17 protein-coding genes are annotated in these 17072 nt (G+C 44.6%); 10 read left to right on the top strand and 7 right to left on the bottom strand.

Annotated elements, in window-relative coordinates:
• Nucleotides 1-230: 230 nt before the first annotated feature.
• Nucleotides 231-959 (bottom strand): lipase family protein, encoded by a 729-nt coding sequence (locus CEF21_RS17925; RefSeq protein WP_123918759.1) that lies wholly within the window; start codon nucleotides 957-959, stop codon nucleotides 231-233.
• A 236-nt stretch (nucleotides 960-1195) separates the two neighbouring features.
• Between CEF21_RS17925 and CEF21_RS17920 the strand changes: the two genes are divergently transcribed.
• Nucleotides 1196-2026, top strand: a complete 831-nt coding sequence (locus tag CEF21_RS17920; protein ID WP_123918757.1) for a LysM peptidoglycan-binding domain-containing protein — start codon at nucleotides 1196-1198, stop codon at nucleotides 2024-2026.
• Between the two features lie 72 nt (nucleotides 2027-2098).
• On the opposite strand, the gene CEF21_RS17915 is transcribed toward CEF21_RS17920, so the two are convergent.
• The 3 genes from CEF21_RS17915 to CEF21_RS17905 all read right to left on the bottom strand — a co-directional run bounded on the left by CEF21_RS17915 (nucleotide 2099) and on the right by CEF21_RS17905 (nucleotide 4473).
• Nucleotides 2099-2563 (bottom strand): TspO/MBR family protein, encoded by a 465-nt coding sequence (locus CEF21_RS17915; protein WP_123918755.1) that lies wholly within the window; start codon nucleotides 2561-2563, stop codon nucleotides 2099-2101.
• A 100-nt stretch (nucleotides 2564-2663) separates the two neighbouring features.
• Complete coding sequence (locus CEF21_RS17910; RefSeq protein ID WP_123918753.1) at nucleotides 2664-3410, bottom strand: yteA family sporulation protein; 747 nt, start codon at nucleotides 3408-3410, stop codon at nucleotides 2664-2666.
• Nucleotides 3411-3537: 127 nt separating this feature from the next.
• Nucleotides 3538-4473, bottom strand: coding sequence for a 1,4-dihydroxy-2-naphthoate polyprenyltransferase (locus CEF21_RS17905; protein ID WP_123918751.1), 936 nt, complete (start codon nucleotides 4471-4473; stop codon nucleotides 3538-3540).
• A 248-nt stretch (nucleotides 4474-4721) separates the two neighbouring features.
• Between CEF21_RS17905 and CEF21_RS17900 the strand changes: the two genes are divergently transcribed.
• The 7 genes from CEF21_RS17900 (at nucleotide 4722) to CEF21_RS17870 (ending at nucleotide 12450) form a co-directional block, all read left to right on the top strand.
• Nucleotides 4722-6140 carry an isochorismate synthase gene (locus CEF21_RS17900; protein ID WP_123918749.1) on the top strand — a complete coding sequence of 473 codons (1419 nt, stop codon included), beginning with the start codon at nucleotides 4722-4724 and terminating at the stop codon, nucleotides 6138-6140.
• The gene (gene menD, locus CEF21_RS17895) at nucleotides 6127-7878 is read left to right on the top strand and encodes a 2-succinyl-5-enolpyruvyl-6-hydroxy-3-cyclohexene-1-carboxylic-acid synthase (protein WP_123918747.1); all 1752 of its coding nucleotides are present in this window, start codon (nucleotides 6127-6129) and stop codon (nucleotides 7876-7878) included. The genes CEF21_RS17900 and menD overlap by 14 nt, the downstream gene beginning before the upstream one ends.
• Nucleotides 7871-8674, top strand: coding sequence for a 2-succinyl-6-hydroxy-2,4-cyclohexadiene-1-carboxylate synthase (menH, locus tag CEF21_RS17890; protein WP_123918745.1), 804 nt, complete (start codon nucleotides 7871-7873; stop codon nucleotides 8672-8674). The genes menD and menH overlap by 8 nt, the downstream gene beginning before the upstream one ends.
• Nucleotides 8675-8687: 13 nt before the next feature.
• A complete protein-coding gene (gene menB / locus CEF21_RS17885) occupies nucleotides 8688-9506 on the top strand; it encodes a 1,4-dihydroxy-2-naphthoyl-CoA synthase (RefSeq protein WP_123918743.1) in 819 nt (272 codons plus the stop codon).
• Nucleotides 9507-9579: 73 nt separating this feature from the next.
• On the top strand, nucleotides 9580-11043 hold the full coding sequence (locus CEF21_RS17880) for an o-succinylbenzoate--CoA ligase (RefSeq protein ID WP_123918741.1): 1464 nt from the start codon (nucleotides 9580-9582) through the stop codon (nucleotides 11041-11043).
• Nucleotides 11040-12149, top strand: coding sequence for an o-succinylbenzoate synthase (gene menC, locus CEF21_RS17875; RefSeq protein WP_123918739.1), 1110 nt, complete (start codon nucleotides 11040-11042; stop codon nucleotides 12147-12149). The genes CEF21_RS17880 and menC overlap by 4 nt, the downstream gene beginning before the upstream one ends.
• Before the next feature lie 25 nt (nucleotides 12150-12174).
• Nucleotides 12175-12450 carry a hypothetical protein gene (locus tag CEF21_RS17870; protein ID WP_123918737.1) on the top strand — a complete coding sequence of 92 codons (276 nt, stop codon included), beginning with the start codon at nucleotides 12175-12177 and terminating at the stop codon, nucleotides 12448-12450.
• 309 nt (nucleotides 12451-12759) lie between these two features.
• On the opposite strand, the gene CEF21_RS17865 is transcribed toward CEF21_RS17870, so the two are convergent.
• The 3 genes from CEF21_RS17865 to CEF21_RS17855 form a co-directional block, all read right to left on the bottom strand.
• Nucleotides 12760-12921, bottom strand: a complete 162-nt coding sequence (locus CEF21_RS17865) for a DUF1540 domain-containing protein (protein WP_123918735.1) — start codon at nucleotides 12919-12921, stop codon at nucleotides 12760-12762.
• 65 nt (nucleotides 12922-12986) lie between these two features.
• On the bottom strand, nucleotides 12987-14033 hold the full coding sequence (locus tag CEF21_RS17860; protein ID WP_123918733.1) for a cytochrome d ubiquinol oxidase subunit II: 1047 nt from the start codon (nucleotides 14031-14033) through the stop codon (nucleotides 12987-12989).
• A 133-nt stretch (nucleotides 14034-14166) separates the two neighbouring features.
• Nucleotides 14167-15525 (bottom strand): cytochrome ubiquinol oxidase subunit I, encoded by a 1359-nt coding sequence (locus tag CEF21_RS17855; RefSeq protein ID WP_123918731.1) that lies wholly within the window; start codon nucleotides 15523-15525, stop codon nucleotides 14167-14169.
• Nucleotides 15526-15821: 296 nt separating this feature from the next.
• Here CEF21_RS17855 and CEF21_RS17850 point away from each other — a divergent pair, with 296 nt between their 5' ends.
• Both CEF21_RS17850 and CEF21_RS17845 read left to right on the top strand, forming a co-directional pair.
• On the top strand, nucleotides 15822-16472 hold the full coding sequence (locus CEF21_RS17850; protein WP_241156705.1) for a pentapeptide repeat-containing protein: 651 nt from the start codon (nucleotides 15822-15824) through the stop codon (nucleotides 16470-16472).
• Nucleotides 16473-16765: 293 nt separating this feature from the next.
• Complete coding sequence (locus CEF21_RS17845; RefSeq protein WP_123918729.1) at nucleotides 16766-17020, top strand: type B 50S ribosomal protein L31; 255 nt, start codon at nucleotides 16766-16768, stop codon at nucleotides 17018-17020.
• Nucleotides 17021-17072 lie beyond the last annotated feature (52 nt).

The following is a 17072-nucleotide window of genomic DNA, read 5'->3' as shown; positions in this document are numbered from 1 at the left end:
ATTACTAAAAACAGGGAGACGCATTCCGAGCGTTTCCCTGTTTTCGTTTTAAATCCATGCTGATTGAAGCGGAAGGAAGATACTTCGGCGGGAGCAGCGGGAAAGGTGAGACCCCGGAGGCGATTAGGCCTTTGATGCTCACCGCACGCTCCCAGGATGAGGAGGCTCCTTCCCTAATCTAAGTTATATAGCAAGTGAGAGATGTACGATACTTTTTGGACAGCTTCTATTCAATCGGCAAGTTTTTCAGCTGCCCTGCGGTAAATTTTCATACTATGGTTTCCTGCAATTGTACCGGTTTGCAGAGAGAATACACATTGATTCGGTAAGTGCGCATAGTAATAATTTTTCCCTGCACTGAAATCCGTAATTTTAGCTGGCGGAAGAAATGGGATGAGATCTTCTTTGTTTACAAATCGGCAATAGCGGATCCCAGATTTGCCATAAGAGGATACGAAACGGCGGTTTCCAATTTTAGGACTCCCGAAATTGTACATGGTAATGGCGGAATGCTTTGTGTTTTCAGCCGCATCAAGAGAAGCGAGTCCCGCTAATGCAGCTCCCAGGCTGTGTCCCGTGAAGTACAGACTTTTGCGTGGAGCCGGGTTTTTAATCAGGCTGTAGAATTCATTCCGAAATGAGCGATAGATTCCAAGAAATCCATCATGAACGAATCCTGCAGAAGAATAGGGATAAGGAGCCTGTTCAATGTCCCCTGTAGCTGCCCAGTCCGGATCAGATTGACTCCCTCTAAAAGCGGTAATGATATGCTGATCAGATTCAATGATAAAGCCAATCCATTCGCTTTGGCCAAGTACATTCCCCTTTAAAGCAGCCACTTTTACAAATCCGTCCGGAACCTTAAAGTCCCCTCCGTTTTTTACTTGGTCGTACGCGAGGAGGCAGCAGTCTGCGAGCAGGACAGCTGTCTTTCTGTCAGGTTTCACTGCAAGGTTCATTCACTTTCCTCCTGTGCCATTTGCTTTAACATATGCAGAAGAAGGCGAAAAGTGAGGTTCTAGGCAAATCGGAGAATTCCCATCAAGAGTCTAACTGCACCTGAATCTGTAAAAATTCCCTACTTTATAGGAAAATGAGTTTGATTTTTTCAAGATGCGCAGTAAAGAGCGCTTCCTCTTCGAATCCTTTCAGGGATAGATGTCTATCTGACTATGATTAGGAGGAATGCGGCAACATGAAGCGAACGTACGTGCCAGTTATGCTGGCAGCAGCATTTTCAGCAGTTTCTATTACCCTTCCGGCAGCGGCAGAAACGGTAACCATTCAAGAAGGAGATACTCTCTCTCAGCTGGCAGACAGCTATCATATGTCTCTTCAAGAAATCAAGCAGCTGAATGGGCTGACTTCAGACCTTATTTATTCCGGACAAATCCTGAAGACGGATGCGGACGGAAATCGAGTAAAAGGCGCGTCAATCCATACCGTTCAAAACGGGGAGACACTTAGCGGAATTGCGATGGAATATAAGATGAGCACCGCCAGTCTTAAAAGCCTGAATGGACTTCAAACCGATGTGATCTATGCAGGACAGAGGCTGGAAGTTCAAGCTGATGAGGCACCATCATCTCTTGACAGCGGTCAATTTCCATTAAAAAAAGGTACATATGATCCTTTTGATGATACATGGGGAAAATCAAGAGAATACGGAGGGGCCCGTGTTCATGAAGGAACCGATATTATGACTGAGGAGGGGACTCCGGTTTATGCCGCAACGGATGGAAGCATTTCACGGAAAGGGTGGAATGAACTGGGAGGATGGAGGCTAACGGTGAACACACCAGACGGATTTAATGTTTATTATGCCCATCTCTCAAAATATGCAGATGGTTTGGAACCTGGAGGCAGCATTAAGAAAGGCCAATTAATCGGGTACGCAGGAAACAGCGGTTACGGGCCTGAGGGGACGACAGGAAAGTTTGTTTCTCATCTTCATTTCGGTTTGTACGATTCCTCCTTTAAAGCCATTAATCCTTATCCATACTTAACACAGTGGGAAGAAAAATAAAAAGAGGAGCTGATGTGAAAGTATCAACTTTCATATCAGCTCTTTTTAGCAGGGCGGTTCCTGTTTTACGAGTTATCCATTCATCGAATAAAAGGTAAAGGACAAATACGTGGCAAAGAAGGTCCAAAGCACGTATGGAATAAGCAGCAGACCGGAAAATTTTTGTATTCGAAAAGCTAATACAGCTAAAATAAGGGCGGTAATTGCCACAATGGCACAATCGATTGAGGCAAGTCCAAGATTTTTCTGGGTGAATTGAAAAAAACTGAACAACTGGTTGGATACATAATTCAGGATAAGAATGACCCAAAAGAGAGGCGCTGCCTTGGCAAGACCTTTCAGTTTTCGATCAATGATTGTAATGGATGCAGCAATGCATGCAAACAAGACAGCCCAAATGAGTCCGATCGTTCCTCCGCCGGGTGTCCACTCCGGTTTAATCAGGGCATTATACCAGGTTTGGTCAATCTGAAACAGAAACCCGCTTATTGAAAACAACGCGTATGTAATAATGAAAATGAAAATGGATCGAAGCATATGTCATCCTCCTTATCGTTTATTTCTATCTTTTCACTTAAGTGGTTTCATTGAAACCTGCTGATAGGCAAAGATAAAAAGCCAGGATAATGGTCCTGGCTCAATGATCCGTATATGGTTCTTTTTCAGAAGAAGGCAAGTCTCCAAAAGAGGTCATAATGCCTTCTGCATCCAGTTCATCTTCATACTTTTCATGCTGTTTATTTGGAAAAATCGTCACATTCTTCCCTTCCATATCTGTGCCGGCAAAGTTCTCAAAGTCTTCTACATATCCAATGCGGTCATCTGACTCTGTATAGGCATCATTGTAATCCTCCATAGGATATTCAAAATCGGATGGGGATTCAGAGGAGCCATAGCGTGCTGTCTCCTGATAAGTATCCTCGGCGTCAAAGGCTTCCACATCGCGATTATCAAAAGTAAACCTCCCAAATGGAGGAGCCAGTACCTGCTCCTCAATCGGCCTGTCTGATGAAACAGATTGATTAGGGGAGTGAGCTTTACATGTTGTGGCAGAAGGGATGGCTTCCAACCGTTCTGACGGAATATCCTCGCCGCAAACTTCACATTTCCCGTACGTTTTGTTTTCAATCGCCATTAGCGCGCGTTTAATATCACGCAGCTCTTCTTCGGCGTGCTCATTTAAGGCTATATCCTTTTCCCGCTCAAATAACTCTGTTGCTTCATCTCCAGGATGATTATCATAACTTGACAGTTCTCCTGCAGAGTCGTGCGGATGTCCGCTTTCAAGTCCGAAATGTCCGTTCTCCGCAAATCTTTTTTCCAGTTCTTCTTTTTTAGTTTGCAGTTGTTTCCGGAAGACATTCAGCTGCTGATCTGTTAGCATAGCAAGTCTCCTTTCTGTTTTTGCTGAAAAAGTCCGTTTTAATGGGCGGACTGCAGTTCCCTATCCTCTTGGCTAGACTCATCTTAGTATAAGCAAAGTACAAAAAAAAACACGGCCGATGACCGTGTCAGAAAAGATAGCTGATAAACAGGCCGGCTGCCAGAAGAAAACCGAACTGTGTATTTGTCTGGGCGGTAGCAATCATTGCCGGCATCATTTCGATTGGAAGACTTTTTCCTCTAAATGATTTGACGGCAAAGAGAGATTTTGGAACACTCAAAAATACAAGGAGGCTCCATAAAGGGGCAATGCCTGCGATAATAAAGCCGATAATGAAAAGATAAGAGCAAATAAAGGTAAAGGCAAGAAAATCAATGGCCTTTTTACGGCCAATCAGAATAGCCAGTGTTCTCCGTCCGTTTTCCTTGTCGCCGTCCAGGTCCCGGATATTATTGGAAAGGTTGATGGCGCCAATCAAGAGTGAGACCGGCAGGGAAATTAAAAATGCCGTTAGATTGACGGTCCCGGTTTGAATATAAAACGAAATTAAAATAATGACGACTCCCATAAAAAGACCGGCTGTTAACTCACCAAATGGAGTATAGGCAATAGGCAGTGGTCCACCTGAATAAAAATAAGCGGCAACCATGCAGAGCGTACCGATCGCAGCAATCCACCAGCTGGACTCGATGCAAATATAAATGCCGAGCAGAGTTGAAATTCCAAAAAAGGTGAACGCTAATGCAAGAACGGTTTGCGGTTTTACCCCGTTTCTTACAATTGCTCCTCCGATTCCAACAGAGTTCTCGTTATCCAAGCCTCTTTTGAAATCAAAGTACTCATTAAACATGTTTGTAGCCGCCTGGATGAGCACGGACGCTATCAGCATAGCCAACAGCAGCCAAACATTAAATGATCCTTCCTTCATGGCCAAGACAGTGCCAATCGCAACCGGAATAAAGGCAGCTGTTAAGGTGTGGGGCCGCATGAGCGTCCACCAGATCCGCCAGTTTTTATCAGGTTCTATGGAAGGAGCTGAATGCGTGTGTGTGTCAGGATGCATTTCTTTTCTCTCCTTTAGTTCACAATAGAAGACAATCTTCTTCAACTCTAAGTGTAGTTAAATAGACACTTACTGTCAATGAGACGGTACTCGAGAAGGTCCGTCAAGGGTTTCCGATTTATTCGTATAGGAAAACATATTATAATAAGGATAAGAAGCAGAATCTGCCTGTTTCATTCTATTGACACACCTGGTAAGCGGGTGTATGTTAGAAAAAGCGATTTTTACGGATTACGGGGGTATGCAACGTGATTACCACAATGCGCAAAACATTCAGGGAGACTTTAGCCTTAGCGGTTCAAGAAGCACATCAAGGACTGCAGGTAATAGTCAGCCGGACCATTCCTGTTACTCATATAACCCCCCTTCATTTTTATGCCGCAGCGGAAGACCTTTATGCGGGCGAACGGACCTTTTGGATGTCGCCTCATTCAGATGAAACAATCGTTGGAGCAGGAAATGAATGGATTATTGAGACAGCTGAACAGTCTGCGGAAAGATTTACGGAGATTGAAACGGAATGGAAGCGCTTTAAAAAATATATAGACTGCTCAGATTCTGAACGGAAGCAGGGTCCGATTCTTATGGGCGGTTTTTCTTTTGATCCATTGAAAAACTCAAGCCCCCTCTGGAAGCCGTTTAAAGAAGGCCGTTTTGTCCTGCCGAGGTTCATGTGCACTTGGAAAAAAGGGCAGAAGCCTGAAGTCACGATCAGCAAAGTCATTCAGCCGAATGAAACACTGGAAGAGGCTGAAGCTGATTTTAATGATAAGACGCTTTATATAAAAAAGCTAAGCCGGGGAAAAATTGTTCGGCCGGGCACTCCTGCGCCATTTGAGCTGAAGGAGCACGATACCGGAGAGTGGCTTTCTTCTATTACAAAGGCGACGGAATCCATCCGTAAGGGTGAACTAGACAAAGTGGTACTGGCGAGGGAAGTTACGCTGACCTCAGAGAAGCCGATTGATGTGCCTGCTGTGCTAAAAACACTGGCAGAGGATCAGCAGTCCTCCTTCCGCTTCGTCTTTGAAAACGGAAGGGCAAGTTTTATGGGGGCTACTCCCGAAAGACTGGTGAAAATGAAAGACCATCATGTCCGATCAGCATGTCTGGCAGGTACCATTAAACGCGGTTCTTCTAATAAAGAAGACCAGCTTCTTGAAAGGGAGCTGCTTGCAGATCAAAAAAACCTTGAAGAGCACGCTTATGTTGTGAAAATGATCAAAGAAGCCCTTCAAGTCCATTGTTCTGAAATTCTATGTCCAGATGGCCCGGGCATTTACAAAACAAAAAATGTTCAGCACTTATACACGCCGATTGAGGGGAATATAAAAAATGGATCATCCCTCTTTGAAATTGTTAAGCATCTTCATCCAACCCCGGCACTTGGGGGTCTTCCGCAGGATAAGGCGATGAAGATGATCAGAGATATTGAACCAATGAACCGGGGATGGTATGCTGCCCCAATTGGATGGATTGATTCAGACGGGAATGGCGAATTTGCTGTTGCCATCCGTTCGAGCCTGATCAATGAACATTCAGCGGCTTTATATGCAGGATGCGGCATTGTAAAGGATTCAGATCCTCAAATGGAATATGAAGAGACGAAAATGAAGTTGAGACCAATGCTTTCAGCTCTGGGAGGCCTTAAATATGACAGAACGTGATTCCTTAACCAAGTATGCAGCGGGATTCATTGATGAACTGGCCGCACAGGGAATAACCGATGCAGTAATCAGTCCGGGTTCAAGATCGACTCCTTTTGCGATTTTATTTTCCGAACATCCGGAAGTAAAAACGCATCTTCAAATTGATGAACGGTCGGCTGCATTCTATGCCCTTGGAATGGCGAAGCGATTGCAGCGGCCCATTGTCCTTCTTTGTACATCCGGTACGGCAGCGGCGAATTATTTTCCAGCTGTCGTGGAAGCACATTATGCCAATGTTCCGCTGATCGTATTGACTGCCGATCGGCCTCATGAACTTAGAGACGTTGGAGCACCGCAGGCCATTAACCAAAATGATATGTACGGGAAATATGTGAAATGGTTTGTGGACGCAGCGGTTCCTGAGGATCATCCCTTTATGCACCGGTATGCCAGAACGCTTGCCGGAAGAGCTTATGGGCAGTCTGCGGCAAAGCCAATGGGTCCCGTTCATTTGAACTTTCCTTTCCGTGAACCGCTTGTTCCAAACCTTGAACTTCCTTTTTTGTGGCGTGATGAAGCAACAAGAGAGAAGCATGTTGTAAAGGGCCAGGCAGATATGAAGATTAAAACCGGTGAAATCAGCAGACTGCAGCAGCTGGTGAATGGAACAAAGAAAGGTGTAATTGTCTGCGGGGAAATACAAGATCCTGAATATAAAGAGGCAGCCGCCGCTTTGGCAGCAGCAGCAGGTTTCCCGATTCTTGCGGATCCGCTCTCCAACATCCGGTCAGGTTCTCATTCTAAAGAGCTGGTGATCGAACATTATGATTCCATTCTTAAAGATGAAAATCTAAGAGAACGCCTAAAACCGGAGCTCGTGATTCGATTAGGGGCGATGCCGGTTTCCAAACCGCTGTTTCTTATGCTCAGAGATTCACCTGAAATTTATCAGATTGTCGCTGATCAAAACGGAAATTGGAGAGACCCTACCCTCTCAGCAGCGGAATTGTTTTCTGTAAACGAGGCGGACTTTTGCCGGCAGCTGGCAGGAGGATTGCAAGCAGGGGAAAATGAGGAATACACCTCCAAATGGAAGACGGCGAATAACAAGTTCCGCCAGTATATTTCCCATGCGGAAGAAGGTTCCGATCTTTTTGAAGGAAGAACGTTCCTTGAGCTAATGAATCTCATGCCGGATGATTCTCAGCTGTTTGTCGGAAACAGCATGCCGATTCGTGACGCGGATACATATCTGGGAATCACGGATCAAAACATAACGGTTTACGCGAACAGAGGGGCAAATGGAATCGACGGAGTAGTTTCAAGCAGCCTCGGTGTGGCAGCTGCTTCAAAAACTCCAACTGTACTCGTTATTGGTGATTTATCCCTTTATCATGATTTAAATGGCCTTCTCGGAGCGAAATTGAATGACATTTCGATGACCATCATTCTTTTAAACAATGATGGAGGGGGAATTTTCTCCTTCCTTCCCCAATCATCCGAGGAAAAACATTTTGAATCCTTATTCGGCACACCTATAGGGCTTGATTACAGAAAAGCAGCTGATCTTTACAATGCTTCTTATTCAAAAGTGGCGAGCTGGGAACAGTTCAGGGAGACCTTTAAACAGTCAGTTGGGGGAAGTGGAATCCGCCTGATTGAAGTTCCGACAAACCGCCATACGCGTGTCAAAATCCATCGTGATTTGCTGCAATTTGTTTCCCAGGAAATAATGAAAGAAATGAAAAATGATTAAAAGCATCAGAGGGGTCAGCTACCATATTGACATTCACGGTGAGGGAGCGCCGCTTCTTCTTCTTCACGGATTTACCGGTTCTTTAAACGATTGGGATGAAATGCTTCCTTTGCTTCAAGGATATACACTCATCCGCATCGATTTGATTGGACACGGGAAAACGGAAGCTCCTGAAAATGACGCGCGTTACACCATGCAAGAAGTGTGCAAAGATTTAGCCAGATTGCTGGATGAACTTGAATTGCCGAAAATTTCTTTAGCAGGGTATTCTATGGGCGGAAGGACTGCTTTATGTTTTGCTGCTGCTTATCCCGAACGAGTCGAGCGGCTCATTTTAGAAAGTGCTTCTCCCGGGCTGAAAACAGCAAAAGAAAGAGAAGCAAGAAGGGAAAGCGATGTTCTCTTAGCGGAGCGGATCCTTTCAGAAGGGGTGGCTTCTTTCATAGGCCATTGGGAAAAGCAGCCTTTGTTTGCCAGCCAGGAGAAGTTAAGTGAGGAAAAAAAGGCCTTCATCCGCGCTCAGCGTCTGGCCAACCGTCCGGAGGGGCTTTCAAACAGTCTAAAAGGAATGGGAACAGGAAGTCAGCCAAATTTGTGGGATGAGCTGGGGAAAAGTGAGCTGCAGGTTCTTATTATGGCGGGAGAACTGGATTCAAAGTTCTGCAAAATCGGCAAAGATATGAATGAGCGGTTCAAATACAGCCAATATATAGAAGTAAAAGAAGCCGGACATGCAATCCACGTGGAACAGCCGCGATTATTTGGTACAATAGTAAATGGGTTTCTAAAACAATAAGGAGGTTTTATCAATGTCATTTGAATGGGTAGCAGAACGTAAATATGAAGATATTCTTTATGAAACGTACAATGGTATTGCAAAAATCACAATTAATCGTCCTGAGGTACATAATGCATTCCGTCCCAAAACGGTTATGGAGTTGATTGATGCTTTTGCTTATGCAAGAGACGACTCGAATGTTGGGGTCATTATTCTTACCGGAGCCGGAGAAAAAGCATTTTGCTCTGGCGGAGATCAGAAGGTCCGCGGCCATGGAGGCTATGTGGGAGAAGACCAAATTCCACGTTTAAATGTACTGGATCTGCAAAGACTCATCCGTGTGATTCCGAAACCCGTCATTGCGATGGTGGCCGGATACGCCATCGGAGGCGGACATGTTCTTCATATCGTCTGCGACCTTACAATTGCAGCTGAAAATGCTGTGTTTGGACAAACTGGCCCTAAAGTTGGAAGCTTTGATGCAGGCTATGGTTCAGGTTATCTGGCACGCATCGTCGGCCATAAAAAGGCACGTGAAATTTGGTTCCTGTGCCGTCAGTATGGTGCACAGGAAGCACTGGACATGGGGCTTGTCAACACAGTTGTTCCTCTGGAGCAGCTGGAAAAAGAAACGGTTCAATGGTGTGAGGAAATCTTGGAGAAAAGCCCAACGGCCATCCGTTTCCTTAAAGCAGCTTTCAACGCAGATACAGACGGTCTTGCAGGCATCCAGCAATTTGCCGGAGATGCGACTCTACTGTATTACACAACGGATGAAGCGAAAGAAGGAAGAGATGCGTTTAAAGAAAAACGCAATCCTGACTTCAAACAGTTCCCGCGTTTCCCTTAAACAGAAGCTTTGCAGGCAGCCCATCAGCGGCTGCCTGTTTTGTATATAATCAGAAAGGAGGCTGAACTCGATCATGCCTGAACAAGTGATGATGCCAAACTGGCTTATGCAGCGTGCTTATTTAACACCGGACAGAACGGCTGTTGAGACAAAGGAAGAGTCTATTTCTTTTAAAAATCTCCATCACGAAGCGCTGTACAGAGCCGGGGGATTAAAGAAGCTCGGAGTTTCAAAAGGGGATCATATTGCTGTTTTAATGGGAAACAGTATAGAAATGGTGAAAATGCTCCACGCGATTTTTTACACTGGAGCAACCGCTGTATTGCTTAATACACGTCTCTCAAAAGAAGAATGGCTTTACCAGATTCAAGATTCACGTTCAATCATGACGATTGCTGATCACGCTTACTTTGATAAACTCTTGGTGGAGAAGAGTCAAAAATGGACAGCCGGCGATGTCTTTATGCAGGGAGAAAAACCGGCATCTTATTTACAGGAATTCGATTTGAACGATACAGCTGTGATTATGTATACGTCGGGTACAACCGGAAAACCAAAAGGGGTCATGCAAACATTCGGCAATCATTACTGGAGTGCTGCAGGATCAGCGCTTAATTTAGGACTGCATTCAGAGGATAAATGGCTTGCAGCTGTCCCCCTGTTTCATATCAGCGGGCTATCCATCTTATTTAGAAGTGTGATTTATGGAATGACGATACAGCTTCATCAGCGCTTCGATGCTGAAGTCATTAATCAATCGATTATGGAGGACCGGATCAGTATTATTTCCGTGGTGGGCACAATGCTTGCTTCGATGCTTGATGAATTGGAAGGCCGGCAATATCCGAACACCTTCCGCTGTATGCTTTTAGGCGGTGGTCCTGCTCCCGCGCCGCTTCTGAATGGATGCAGAGATAAGGGGATTCCAGTGTTTCAAACATATGGAATGACCGAAACTTCCTCCCAATTTGCCACACTTTCCACAGAAGACGCTTTTAAAAAATTGGGTTCGGCCGGTAAACCTCTTTTTCCATGCCAGATTAAAATTATCGGGGAAGACGGAACAGAAACGGACACCGGAACTCCTGGTGAAATTACCGTTAAAGGGCCCAACGTCATGAAAGGATATTGGAATAAAGAGGAGGAAACAAACAAAGTTCTGAAAGACGGCTGGCTCCATACTGGAGATATTGGCCGTATGGATGAAGAGGGATTCCTTTATGTGCTGGACCGCCGGTCGGATCTCATCATTTCAGGCGGGGAAAATATTTATCCGGCTGAAATTGAATCAATTCTATTGGAGCATCCTGCTGTGAAAGAAGCGGGAGTGGCAGGAATTCCGGATGAAAAATGGGGACAGGTTCCATACGGATTTATTGTGGAAGCTGAGCCGGTTTCAGAAGAGGAACTGATCCGCTACAGTACAGGAAAACTAGCTAAATATAAAGTGCCCAAAGGATTTGCTTTCGTTCATGAACTGCCAAGGAATGCATCTCGAAAACTCCAGCGGCATTTATTGAAAGAGCTGAAACAATGACGAAGATAAAAAAAATCACCCTGCATCTGACCGAAATGAAACTTGTTGAGCCATTTGAGTCAAGTTTGGAGAGAGTGGAAAACCGGGAGAGCATCATTGTTGAAGTGGAAGATGAACACGGTGCAGCCGGCTGGGGAGAAGGTGTTGCTTTTTCCTCTCCTTGGTATACAGAGGAAACGGTGAAAACGAGTCTTCATATGCTGGAGGATTTCTTAATTCCGATCGCCTTTGCAAATGAATACAGCCACCCGGTTGAGGTAAGCTCCTCTTTCTCTGTACTGAAGCGAAACAGGATGGCGAAAGCCGCCTTGGAAATGGCATACTGGGATCTGTACGGAAAGCAAAACAACCGGTCCCTTTCCAAACTCCTCGGCGGAACCAGAACAAATATAGAAGCCGGAGTTGTCATCGGACTCGCTCCGATACAGGAAATGCTGAACTCAGTAGAGCGTGCATTGCAGGCGGGCTATAAACGATTAAAAGTAAAAATAAAGCCGGGGAAAGATATGGATCTGATTCGGGAAATCAGAAGGGCGTATCCTGATATTCCATTAATGGCGGATGCCAATTCAGCTTATTCCCTGGAACAGGCCGAACATTTGAAGAAACTGGATGAATTTAATTTGCTGATGATTGAGCAGCCTCTGGCGGCAGATGATATTATCGATCATTCCATTCTTCAAAAAATGCTCCGGACACCCATTTGCTTAGATGAAAGCATTGAATCCGCAGAAGATGCCAGAAAAGCCATTCAGCTCGGGAGCTGCCAAATCATTAATATAAAACCTGGACGGGTAGGAGGACTTGCCGAAGCGAGAAAAATCCATGATCTCTGCGAAGAGGCCGGAATTCCTGTATGGTGCGGGGGAATGCTGGAAACAGGGATTTCGAGAGCCCATAACATTGCGGCCGCATCGCTTAAAAACTTTACAATCCCTGGTGACATTTCTGCCTCTTCGCGATACTGGGAAGAGGATTTGATTTTACCTGAGGTGAAGGTTAAAAACGGAACGGTACAGGTTCCGGATGGTCCTGGCCTTGGTTTTGAAGTAGATCGGGGAAAACTGAAAAAATATACAAAAAAGAGTTTTGTCTACGCAAAATAACCTCCGTCCCGGGGGTTATCTTTTTTTGTTTATGGAAATGTACTATTTAAAGGCAAGAAGAAAAAAGTGGGATTTTGCGCTCCTTCCTGACCAGCGCTATACTGACAAAGAAAGGAGGGATCTCCCGCTCATGAATATTTGCACCGGACAAGATGAAAAGGAGCCGATTGATCGAAAGATTTTCATTGCCACGCTGCTGCTTAAACGTGAAGTTTCCCCGGAAACGGTTCAGGAGCTGACAAAGCTTTCTAAGCTTGAAATGCATGACTTGCTTCAAAAACAAAACACTTCCACCCAATAACCACTACATTTCCTCATAGCGCTCATCCATTTTCACCGGCGGATCCAGCCGGTGTTTTTTGTTTAGGCTCTGTTAAACTTGGCTGTTGATTGCAGCTAGCAGGCGCTTTTCTTTCCTTGGGCGGGCGGTGAGCCTTCTCTAGCTTAAGCAACTGCGTGGTCTCACCTGTCCCGCAGCTCTCAGCTCGGAGTCTCGGTTTGCCGCTTCCATCAGCATGACTCAAACTTCAAACGAAAACAGGGAAACGCTTAGAATGCGTGTCCCTGTTTTAAGTGAATGAGACTCCACTCCATGATTTTCCAGGCTTAATTACAGGTCTTGAGGTTTAAACGTCTTGCAATCCGTTTCCTCGCTGCGGCTCGCGTGTTCTCCTGTATGGCTCACGACGTAGATGGCATCAGCGGTACAATTGTTTCCTTGTCCCCAATACGTACAGTTGTTTACTTCACATTGAACTTTTTGCTTGGCCATTTTCCATTCCTCCTTCCGTTTTTTATTATTTTGAACCTCAAAGCACAGTCCATACACAGTATGTTTTAGGATTCATTTTCCTCAGCTGTTTTAGGATTTTTCATGAATAGGTTCCAAAAAAAGATAAAGCCCGGGAAGAGAATAGCAAAACCCACAATGTAACTGATAAACAAGGCATGGAATGTGTTTGGATCTGTAAATCCCGCGTCCAGTGTAATATCCGGATAAATCATATATGGCAGGTGGGAGCGCCCATATGCATAGCTCGCAAGAAAATACTGCAAAAGAACAGCGACCATCGCGATTCTGGGTCTGCCAAGTGTGTTTCTGTTTCTGGACGGTATAAATAATGCTGCTCCGGCGATGAGGAACATCACCACTGAGCCGATGAGGGCCGGTAAATGTTCCATCATATTGTCATAAATCCATCTAGCCTCTGTTTTGAGCGTCAGCATGATCAAGAAGGCCATAATGATGGAAACCGGACCCGTTATGAGTGCATCCCGCCGGTAAACCTCATAGGCTTTTTCCTCACCTGCCAGGTTCCTTGAATAATCAGCAAGAAGGAGAGAGGATAGAAATAAGGTACTGCTGACAGCAAATCCGATAAAGGCCCATACGTTAGGACTTGAGAGCAGGGTTCCGAGCTGAAGCTGATGGACTCCGTCAACCACTTTGATATATTTGCCGTGAGTTATTGGCAAAATCGAAATAAGCAGGGCCGGGATGATGAAGCCGGAAATTCCCGAAATATAAGTGAGTGCCCGTTCATAATCCTTTGCTACATGGGAAAATACGAGGAAACCGCTCCGAATAGCGAGAAGCAAAAGAATCATACTCCCGGGAATCAATAATACGGTCCCCAGAATAAAAGCAGCACCCGGAAAAAAGCTGAAGACGGCGACCACAATGGCTACAATAAATACATTGGTCACTTCCCACGTCGGACTTAAATACCGGTTCGCGATATTTGTCGCCTTTGTTCTTTTTTGATTAAAGTAAATCATCGACCAGAAACCTGCCCCAAAATCCATCGTTCCCATTACAGCGTATATAAAAACAAACCCCCATAAAACAGATATAGCTAATAAAGCATCAGCGGATACGCCCATTTGTATGCTGCCTCCTTTTTAAAATGGCTATGTTGAAGCAGGCTGCTGATTCATTCACACCTTCTAATTGGAAGGCGCCATGCAAGAGGAAATCACAGCCGATTAAAAAAGCTGTTGTAACACGGGCGCCTTACTAAACATCCACGCCGTTCCCTTTGGATGAATCCCCCTGTACCGCAGCCAGATCTTTTTCAACGGTATTCCGTTTAAAGTAAAAAATCAGGACAAGGAGGACAGCGGTTCCCAGAATGGCATAGACAATGGTGAAACATAAAAACAGCGTGCCGATATTTCCGGATTTGGTCACAACTTCCGAAGTTTTCAGCAATCGGTAAATCACCCATGGCTGTCTGCCCGTACAGGCAAAGATCCAGCCAAATTCAGTAGACAGGATGGAAAGCGGACCTGAGAGAACACTGATCCATAAAAACCATTTTGGAAACGGTCTTTTTATAAACTTTTTCCACACAAGACCGAATAATGCAAGTCCAATCAGTGCACTTCCGATTAAAACCATAGCGTTAAACAGAGTGTGGACAAATAAAGGCGGCCAATAGTCCTCTGGGAAGTCGTTCAGTCCTTTGACCTCTGTATCAAAGCTGTTACCGGCAAGGAAGCTCAATGCCCATGGAATTTCAATCGCGTACTTGATTTCTTTTTCTTCCTTACTCGTAAATCCTCCGATGGCAAGTGGTGCGTGGTCCTGGGTTTCAAATAATCCTTCTGCTGCTGCAAGTTTTTCAGGCTGATACTCATGCAGCATTTGTGCCGATTCGTGTCCGTTAATAGCTGTCAAGAAGGAGGAAAATAAACCAATAATCAGACTCATGATGAACGCTTTCCGGTGAAAGGAGAAAAGGCGGTCATTTTTTCGGTTTTTCAGCATTTTAAAGGCAGCAATGGTTGTGATCATAAACGCACCAGTCATAAATGCCGAGAAAGCTACATGGGCCGCAGAGACTAAAAAGCTAGGATTAAAGAACGCAGCCCACGGATCAACATCCGTGATCTCTCCATTCTGGATACGGAAGCCTGCCGGTGTGCCCTCAAATGCGTGGATGTTGGTAATCAGAACGGCAGATGCCGTAGCACCGAGGAAAATGAAAAACACACTTAAAAGCCTTGTTTTTGGCCCAATTTTGTCATAAGCATAAACATAAATGGACATAAACAGCGCTTCAATAAAAAATGCATAAATTTCAATCTGAAATGGCAGCGACATTACTTTTCCGATGACTTCCATAAATCCCGGCCATAATAGAGTCAGCTGGGTTCCTGCTATCGTACCCGTTGGGATGGCGACGCCAAGAAGGACAGCCTGGCCTTTCGTCCATCGCTTTGCCATGATGGAATAATCAATGTCTTTTGTGCGCTGAAACATGATTTCCGCAAAGAAAATCATTAATGGAATTCCCACACCAAGTGTGGCGAAAATAATATGAAACCCCATTGTTGTACCAAAAAGGGAGCGCGCAAACACTAAATCAGTCATTTAAATCCGCCTTTCCAGTCTAATTTCCTTTCCTTATTATCCGCTTTTTACCAACCCTTATTCGTCTTTTTTGATTAGCCCATGTTAAGGATGTCTTTTTAGCGGTTCATTTGCAGGCTACCATCCAGCTCCAGCTGGACAAGTTAAACGGAGCATTAACCCGAAAATGCTGAATCCCTCTTTAAAATGGAGGGCTGTACAGACTTTCATCGGAAAATAAAGACTTATATACAGGCTTTTCTTTGTGGTATGGTAGCTGCTCAGAGGCTTGAAAATGAAGGGAAAGATGGCAGAGAATGATGACAGCAATATTTAAAATAGATCGGCCTAAGATTCCGCAGGTATTAAAAGAGGCTATATTCCAGGATATAGATGACACGGAAGATCCTTTTTTATCCGGCAGCAAACTGGAAAACGAGGAAATGGACAGCGGGAATATCAACCGTTTGCTCCTGTCCAAAGTGGTCTTTAGAAACGTGAAGATTACGAACTCTCTCTTTGAGCGGATTGATTTGACCGATGCGGTTTTTGAAAACTGTGATCTATCGAATACAAGCTTTGCTGAGGGGAATTTAAACAGGGTTGTATTTAAAGAATGCAAGCTGATGGGCATGAATTTCTCAGAGGCTTATGTAAGTCATACGGTTTTTGAAGAGTGCATGTTTAGTATGGCGGACTTTACGGATGCCCGTTTAAAGCAGGTCGTTTTTAATCATTCATCACTGCGGAACACAAATTGGTTTGATTGCACATTGAACAAGGTGGAGCTTGATTCCTGTGATTTGAATGGTGCTGATTTTACACGGACCGTTCTAAAAGGCATTGATATCAGCACGTGTACGTTTGATCAATTGAATATTGGGGCAGGGAGCTTAGATGGCTGTGCAGTTTCGCCAGAACAGGCGATTGGTTTTGCAGCCTTGCTTGGTTTAACGGTTAAAAGATGAGCAAATCCTTGTTTTTGGCGCATTTCTTCTAAAAGAGAAAGCGTCTTTTTTAAAATGGATAGCTTTGTTAAACTTGGCTGTTGATTGAAGTTAGCAGGTGGTTTTCCTTGCTTGGGCGGACGGTAAGCCTCCTCCCGCCGCTCTAAGTATAGCGCCTTTGAATTCAATCACATACATGAGGCTTTACCATAGCTAAATGGATAGAAAAGAAACCGTATCTTTGACAAAGTTTAGATGCTTTGTTATTATTAAATCGTAAACATTACGTTTTAAGATGAGAGGGGTTATAAAACATGAAACCACAAATTCATCCGAATTATCAAAAAGTCGTCTATATGGACGTTAATAGCGGATTCAAGTTTATGAGCGGATCAACGAAAGGGTCCAATGAAACGATTAAATGGGAAGATGGCAATACGTACCCATTAATTAAAATGGAGACGACTTCCGATTCCCACCCGTTTTACACCGGCAGACAAAAATTTGCTGATAAAGGCGGCCGTGCGGAGCGGTTTATGCAAAAATATAATATGCAAAAAGAAGTGTAAATGCAGGCATGGAAAAAGCCCGCTTCCTGTAAAGGGAAGCGGGCTTTTTAAA

The organism is Bacillus sp. FJAT-42376, assembly GCF_003816055.1.
Lineage (GTDB): Bacteria > Bacillota > Bacilli > Bacillales > Bacillaceae > Metabacillus_B.
The sequence above is the reverse complement of the archived record's forward strand: the minus strand, read 5'-3'. Positions and strand labels throughout refer to the sequence as shown.

Bases quoted from the DNA above. Each gene is read 5' to 3' on its own strand.
- menD (WP_123918747.1), top strand. From the start codon at position 6,127: ATGACAGAACGTGATTCCTTAACCAAGTATGCAGCGGGATTCATTGAT.
- CEF21_RS17915 (WP_123918755.1), bottom strand. From the start codon at position 2,563: ATGCTTCGATCCATTTTCATTTTCATTATTACATACGCGTTGTTTTCA.
- CEF21_RS17865 (WP_123918735.1), bottom strand. From the start codon at position 12,921: ATGGCCAAGCAAAAAGTTCAATGTGAAGTAAACAACTGTACGTATTGG.
- CEF21_RS17850 (WP_241156705.1), top strand. From the start codon at position 15,822: ATGATGACAGCAATATTTAAAATAGATCGGCCTAAGATTCCGCAGGTA.
- CEF21_RS17860 (WP_123918733.1), bottom strand. From the start codon at position 14,033: ATGGGCGTATCCGCTGATGCTTTATTAGCTATATCTGTTTTATGGGGG.
- menH (WP_123918745.1), top strand. From the start codon at position 7,871: ATGATTAAAAGCATCAGAGGGGTCAGCTACCATATTGACATTCACGGT.
- CEF21_RS17905 (WP_123918751.1), bottom strand. From the start codon at position 4,473: ATGCATCCTGACACACACACGCATTCAGCTCCTTCCATAGAACCTGAT.
- CEF21_RS17925 (WP_123918759.1), bottom strand. From the start codon at position 959: ATGAACCTTGCAGTGAAACCTGACAGAAAGACAGCTGTCCTGCTCGCA.
- CEF21_RS17920 (WP_123918757.1), top strand. From the start codon at position 1,196: ATGAAGCGAACGTACGTGCCAGTTATGCTGGCAGCAGCATTTTCAGCA.
- CEF21_RS17845 (WP_123918729.1), top strand. From the start codon at position 16,766: ATGAAACCACAAATTCATCCGAATTATCAAAAAGTCGTCTATATGGAC.
- CEF21_RS17855 (WP_123918731.1), bottom strand. From the start codon at position 15,525: ATGACTGATTTAGTGTTTGCGCGCTCCCTTTTTGGTACAACAATGGGG.
- CEF21_RS17880 (WP_123918741.1), top strand. From the start codon at position 9,580: ATGCCTGAACAAGTGATGATGCCAAACTGGCTTATGCAGCGTGCTTAT.
- menB (WP_123918743.1), top strand. From the start codon at position 8,688: ATGTCATTTGAATGGGTAGCAGAACGTAAATATGAAGATATTCTTTAT.
- menC (WP_123918739.1), top strand. From the start codon at position 11,040: ATGACGAAGATAAAAAAAATCACCCTGCATCTGACCGAAATGAAACTT.
- CEF21_RS17910 (WP_123918753.1), bottom strand. From the start codon at position 3,410: ATGCTAACAGATCAGCAGCTGAATGTCTTCCGGAAACAACTGCAAACT.